The organism is Psychrobacter sp. BF1 (genome assembly GCF_019279065.1).
Lineage (GTDB): Bacteria > Pseudomonadota > Gammaproteobacteria > Pseudomonadales > Moraxellaceae > Psychrobacter > Psychrobacter urativorans.
Genome location: NZ_JAGYWV010000008.1, coordinates 154,014 through 160,133 on the forward strand (window position 1 = coordinate 154,014; position 6,120 = coordinate 160,133).

Consider the following 6,120-nt stretch of genomic DNA (forward strand, 5'->3'; position numbering starts at 1 on the left):
TGAATTAATTAATAATTACTGCATTAATAATAGTTATTTAGTCTAGCTTTTCAACTTTGCTAAACTCAAGTTCAACCTGTGTAGGTCGATTAAATACGTTTACGGTTAATTGTAGCTTGGACTTTTCATAATCGACTTTTTCCACCATACCTTTAAAGTCGGTGAAAGGACCATCAATAACCAATAACTCTTCGCCTGGCTCAAATAGAGTCTTAGGACGTGGATTGGTTTCAGCTTGATTAAGACGGTTTAAGATGCGGTCAGCTTCTACTTGAGTAATTGGTGCTGGCGTTTCAGCAGTACCACCGATGAAGCCCATAATACGAGGACATTCATTAACGATGTGCCAAGTGCTGTCGTTCATTTCCATTTGAATTAATACATAGCCTGGAAAGAATTTACGCTCACTTTTACGCTTTTTGCCGTCTTTCATTTCGACGACTTCTTCAGTAGGTACTAACACATCACCAAAAGAATCAGCGAAGTCACTACGATTAATACGATCAGTTAATGAACGTTGTACTTGTTTTTCATATCCTGAAAACGCTTGGACAATATACCAACGCATATCACGCTCCTGATCTTTATAACTAAGTCGTTATAAATAAAATTGGGGTTAAAAAAGAGTAATACCTCTAATATTAACCAATAAATAGACCGACGAACCAGTTAAAAAAGTTATCTAACAACCAAACAAAAAACCCAGCAATCGCGATCACGACAATGGTTTGCCATGTGTATTGAAAGGTTTCGTCTTTACTTGGCCAAGTTACTCGGCGTAATTCAACTGCAGCATCGCTCAATAAGGTTTTAAAAGCAGTACCTTGATGGGTCATCGCCAAACAAAATAATGCAAATACTGCTAATACAACAATGATACCAATACGGACCCAAAGGTCGTTGGCTGGCTGCCATACACCGGGTAAATATTGATTGGCAAAAGTTGCACTAATTAAAGCAACAATGGCTAATAGCCACAATACTATATCTTTTGCTGAGCTTTTCTTTGCCACTTCAACGGCAGAAGTATTTGTCGCTGAGATGTGGTTTCCTTTAGACAGCATGCCGCCAGTAACCGCATTGGCATTAGATAACTTTGAATCGAGGTTATCTTGGTCATTGCTCATAAAGGACTCACTTTGGAGTTGCTAGACTACAACAAAGATAGGATAAAAAAAGATGGCAGGCGATGTAGGACTCGAACCTACAACCCTCGGTTTTGGAGACCGATGCTCTACCAATTGAGCCAATCGCCTAGGGGTGTTAAGGCTGATTATTATACATGGCTTTATATATAATGCAAGTTTTAACAGTATATTTTTTTAGTGAAGAGGGTTTGTCTTATATGTTATGGCATGGAATAGATTATAAATATGACAATATAATAGATGGTGACCAATCAAATAGTATAAAGTCACATAGCTAATAAATCATTGCTAAAATCACTATAAAATAAGATTATAACCACACGAATGGATTCTATTGAGGATAAAAGATGAAAATAGTTGTATTAATAGCTGCGCTGCTTATATTGACAGGCTGTATGAGCCTGAAGAATACTAAAGACTTACCCGCTGAGCTACTTTATCAGCCACCAGTATTGGGTCAGACGGCAACGATAATGGGTAGCTCAGAGCCTGGCTACATGAGCCTAGTCGGTGATCGTATTGCTTATATTATGGAGATTAATGGGAAGCGTGTACCGAAAGAACGTAAAGAAGACTATAGCGCAACATGGGATACGATATATCCGATTGCTACAGGTGAGCATACGATGACGATTAGCTATCGAATAGGTGGACATTATGCTGTCCCTTCTAAGATAATCTTTGATGCTGAAGCAAATAGAAATTACCAATTAAACTTCGTCACGGATATTGGTACGGAGTGGTTTAGTAAAAATAGCTATGTTGACTTTTGGGTGATGGATAAGGCAACGCAGCAGCCTGTATCGGATGTGATGAGATCACAACTACCTGCTGCGCCAAGGGTTATTTCTTATCCTATTATTATCAATAATTAATTAAAAATATCAGCATCAGTGTTTAAGTCTATTTGATAAAAATTTTCATTACTTAAAACGTAGTTAGATATAAGGCTTTTAACAAAAAGATTTGGATGATTTAAATCTAAAGACTTTATTTAAAAATGTTAGAACTAGACATTTCAATTATGTCTTCTTTATCGATCCAAATACCTTTTCGACACCTCAATTTTCCTATTTTTAATTTGATGAATTCGTCAAATTTTAGTCCTGTATTAATAGCATAGTCACTATCATAACTATCAGTATAGAACCAGACGAATAATTCAGGGTCTTTAGTCAAAATAAAATAATGGTCAACCTCATTTTCCCAATATAAATTAAATGGTTTTAGATTTAATTGGTCATTAGTAATTCTTCCATCGTCAAACATGTCTTTTCGAAACTCTGGATACATTTTTAAATATGCTAGATTTTCTTCAATATTACTACCACCATGATAATGATTAAAGTGATCTTGAGTGAATAAACCTCCAGAACATTTTCCGAAGGTCAAAAGCCATTGTCTAAATGCTCCATTAATATCCATATCTAATGCTTCAGCATAAATATCTATTTGATATTCTGTAAACCCTTCAATGTATTCAGGATATAATTCCCAGCATATATTTGGGCTTATAGCATCTATGAATTGTTGTATATATGGACTCATTTATTAAAGCTCCTCAATTTTATGGATTACGTACAAGCGTAGATCCTTGATATATTGTAATATTTAAATTCTTTTTGTTACGAGATAGATCTCGTACAGCTGTACCTCAACCACCACACATACCCTGGTGCACGAGAATTTGTATTTTCAACTCCTAATTTTACGGTAACCCTCTGATTAGCATATGCGGTATTGATGTACTCAAAAATATTTTTTCCAGCATGGTTGGCAGTACCAGCTAGGTTCTGCGGAATATCCTTTATTATCTTATAATTTATACCATTCAATGTGATTGGGCTTTTAGGTGCATTAACGCCATGCCAAGCATTACCACTAACTGACATGACTCTTTCTACTTGTCCTGATGCTGTTTTTATTTCTGCAACAGAAATTGACACTGCTTTTGTGGCTGGGTTATATGAGGCTTTGAACCAACTAGATGGCATTCCGCTTCTAAATTTTGCAGGATCAAGTATACTAGGTACTTTAGATAAGGGGGCTGAAACTACCTTGCCACTTTGTGCATATAAAGAAATTAATGGGGCTGTAAACCTTGATGGAACTGTTACAACACCTGAACCAATCATCCAACCAAAATCATCTAAACCAGCGACAAAAAAAGCACCTGAATCTTTCATGATTTTAGCTGCTGACAATTTAGCGATATGCGCAACTTCAATCAAATCAACAGAAGAACCTGCAAAATTTATACTATCAGTAACCAACTTAGACGTAACAAAGGCTAGACAATTTCTATCAGTCTTACAAATTGCAATTGCAGGCTGATATTCTGAATAAGCAAAATCTTCCCAACCTTGTATAGCTTCGCTTGATTTTAAACCAGCTCTATCGTAAGAAGTCTGTTTCCATTTATTTAATGCAGAGCTACATTGTGCAGCATTCGTTGATTTCAAGCATTGATTCTCAAAGTCACGAGCCACTTTTACAAAATCACCTGGATGCAAAGCATTGTTTTCAACTGCTAAACTAGCACTACTAGCTGCTGTATTGAGATCAACATTAGTTAATAACGCCACAGAACCTGCGAGTAGCTTGGCAGCGTTGAGGATATCTGATTCTTGTTTGGGTGTTAATGGACTTCCATCAACTAAATAATCTCCCAGCATTTCGCCAACAGCCGCACCAAGCGCTCCAGCGTCACAGCTTTGTTTCTTAGCACTAGCAGAAACACAACCGACACCAGCTGCTACTAACTTATGCGCAAGATTATCAGCGAAATCATCTGTATCAATATTTTTTACAAAGCTGCTAAAGGTTTCAGCTGCGAAAACGTCAACTAGTGAGTTACGTAAACTATTTTTTAATGCTTCTTCCAAACTAACACCGTTGACCGCAGCGTTCACAAATGCACCAGTCGCACCTTCGGCAACGCCATTAACTAACTTATTAGCAAATTCGTTAGTTGACATATTTGGGATATTCAGCTTTGAAGTCAAGCCTGCCGTCAATGCAGCGGTTGCCATATTACGAATAGTATCGCTACTTGCCATATCTTTTAACGTCTTACTAATATCACCTTTATTATTAATCAAAGTAATAACCGCTTGCGTCTGTAAGGCAATACCGGCAGCATTAGTCGCTACCATAGATGCGGTCAGACCTGAACCTGCTGGACCTGCTGCGATAGTAATCGCAATAGCAATCAGTGCCGCTGCCCCTGGCGTCAATCCCTCTTGCGTATAGTCCCAATTCTTCTGAATCAGATCGACTTGTACCCAATTAATATCGTTAGTCTTGTCCAGAGTCGCTAGATACTCGTAGCCGGGCTGCTTAGATAGCTCAAGTGCTATCTTACCTAGCTCTGCTGGACTCTTTTCGATAGCCGCTTTAGCTTTTGCGTTGGCATCAACAGTAACCTCAACAGGGACAGCTACTACCACGCCATTAGGTGAGGTAATCGTTGGTACTTGATTGAATTTAGGTAGCGCGGCAGTAGTAACGACACTGCCTTGATCGACCGTCTTCATCCACAACGTGCTTTCTCTATCTTGAGTGTGCGTGGTGGTGATTTGATTGGTGATAGGTAATCTAAGGAGGGCTATGCTAGATGACTAGACGCAACGCCATATATGAACATCGCGTCAGCTATCGTATGGCAGGACATTATACTCGGCCGACTACGATTAGCTTTAAAGCTGAAGCCAACAAAAACTATCAATTAGACTTGGTTACTGATATCGGTACGTCATGGTTCAGTGGAGACAGCTACGCTGATATTTGGATTAAGGATAAAGCAACAGGAAAAGCTGTGATGTAGGTGGTACGAACCGCACCACCGCCTGCGCCAAGGGTCATTTCTTATTTGATTATCATTAATAATTAGCAGTTCTTAGAATCGAATTTGCCAAGTATTAGAAGTTGTTTTAGTATTAACCAATGCATATGATGACTATTCCTGATGCCATTTTTTCATATAGTTGACTGCCATAGCATTTATCGACTGCCAATCCGCAAGGTTTTTTCCAGAAAACTCAAGCAAGATATTATTGTTATAAATAGGATGTAAGTATTCCATCTGACAAACACTATTCTGATCTTTGTTAGTTGCCATTAAACATCGTATAGTAGTCGGCGAATTAGGATAGATATTACCTATGTAGGTTATTATTGAGTCATCATTGTTGTCAATATAAGCTTTTAACCTAAATTTATCTTGTGCCGTATTTTTACGATTTGTTTTTTTTACGATATTTACTCTTGTAGACATATCGTTGCCTTCAATACCAGAGTTTTGAGCTGTCCAATGAAACTTCACAATATTTGCATCATACTGTAAAACGTTTGGATTTTTATCTTCATTGGAAAGTCCTTGACCACTTGGCCAAAAAAAATAACTAAGACCCATATCCGTCTCAAAGCTTGCATAACTTCCAGTATCTGGTCTAGTGATATGATTTAGCGGAATTACGTATTTGTCATCATTTATATTCACTATAATTTGAGCATCAGGGTCATATATGTTTGGCTTAGCGCAGCTAGTTAATATCAATAAACTACCTAATAGTAAAAATTCATTCTTCATTTTATTTTCCTTTGGGAGCAAAAATTGTCTTATCCATTTACACATTTGCAATATGAAAAGCTGTAGTCTAGCTATTTATTAAATACTGCAAACTTCACCTAATCAATCAAATTATTTATTGTTAATACCTGAAACATCACTAACCTTTTACTTCCTATTACCCAAAAAAAAGCCACCCTCAATAAAGAGAGTGGCTTTTCAGCTAACGACCAACAGATCGCTCTGCTAGCGTTAGTTATAGCTTAGGATTGTGGCTTATGCGTGAACAGTAGCAACAACACCAGCGCCTACAGTACGGCCGCCTTCACGAATAGCGAAGCGAAGACCTTTGTCCATAGCGATTGGGTGGATAAGCTCTACGCCCATCTCAACGTTATCACC

General features: G+C 37.8%; 7 protein-coding genes, 1 tRNA gene and 1 pseudogene. 2 read left to right on the forward strand and 7 right to left on the reverse strand.

Annotated elements, in window-relative coordinates; all coding sequences use genetic code 11:
* Nucleotides 1–37 precede the first annotated feature (37 nt).
* The 3 genes from nusG to KZA12_RS10560 form a co-directional block, all read right to left on the reverse strand.
* Nucleotides 38–568, reverse strand: a complete 531-nt coding sequence (nusG, locus tag KZA12_RS10550; protein WP_201623270.1) for a transcription termination/antitermination protein NusG — start codon at nucleotides 566–568, stop codon at nucleotides 38–40.
* A 73-nt stretch (nucleotides 569–641) separates the two neighbouring features.
* On the reverse strand, nucleotides 642–1,127 hold the full coding sequence (gene secE / locus KZA12_RS10555) for a preprotein translocase subunit SecE (protein ID WP_201623269.1): 486 nt from the start codon (nucleotides 1,125–1,127) through the stop codon (nucleotides 642–644).
* A 53-nt stretch (nucleotides 1,128–1,180) separates the two neighbouring features.
* Nucleotides 1,181–1,256, reverse strand: a tRNA-Trp gene (locus KZA12_RS10560).
* A 239-nt stretch (nucleotides 1,257–1,495) separates the two neighbouring features.
* Between KZA12_RS10560 and KZA12_RS10565 the strand changes: the two genes are divergently transcribed.
* Entirely contained in the window at nucleotides 1,496–2,023 is a 528-nt protein-coding gene (locus KZA12_RS10565) for a hypothetical protein (RefSeq protein ID WP_218690198.1), read from the forward strand.
* 115 nt (nucleotides 2,024–2,138) lie between these two features.
* On the opposite strand, the gene KZA12_RS10570 is transcribed toward KZA12_RS10565, so the two are convergent.
* Both KZA12_RS10570 and KZA12_RS10575 read right to left on the reverse strand, forming a co-directional pair.
* The gene (locus KZA12_RS10570; RefSeq protein WP_201623267.1) at nucleotides 2,139–2,696 is read right to left on the reverse strand and encodes a hypothetical protein; all 558 of its coding nucleotides are present in this window, start codon (nucleotides 2,694–2,696) and stop codon (nucleotides 2,139–2,141) included.
* Between the two features lie 77 nt (nucleotides 2,697–2,773).
* Nucleotides 2,774–4,684, reverse strand: a complete 1,911-nt coding sequence (locus tag KZA12_RS10575; RefSeq protein WP_218690199.1) for a DUF637 domain-containing protein — start codon at nucleotides 4,682–4,684, stop codon at nucleotides 2,774–2,776.
* Nucleotides 4,685–4,764: 80 nt separating this feature from the next.
* Between KZA12_RS10575 and KZA12_RS10580 the strand changes: the two genes are divergently transcribed.
* Nucleotides 4,765–4,974 carry a hypothetical protein gene (locus KZA12_RS10580; protein WP_218690200.1) on the forward strand — a complete coding sequence of 70 codons (210 nt, stop codon included), beginning with the start codon at nucleotides 4,765–4,767 and terminating at the stop codon, nucleotides 4,972–4,974.
* A 132-nt stretch (nucleotides 4,975–5,106) separates the two neighbouring features.
* On the opposite strand, the gene KZA12_RS10585 is transcribed toward KZA12_RS10580, so the two are convergent.
* Together KZA12_RS10585 and tuf are read right to left on the reverse strand one after the other, a co-directional pair.
* Complete coding sequence (locus tag KZA12_RS10585) at nucleotides 5,107–5,739, reverse strand: hypothetical protein (RefSeq protein ID WP_218690201.1); 633 nt, start codon at nucleotides 5,737–5,739, stop codon at nucleotides 5,107–5,109.
* A 255-nt stretch (nucleotides 5,740–5,994) separates the two neighbouring features.
* Nucleotides 5,995–6,120 (reverse strand): annotated as a pseudogene (gene tuf / locus KZA12_RS10590) (elongation factor Tu); the annotation flags it as partial.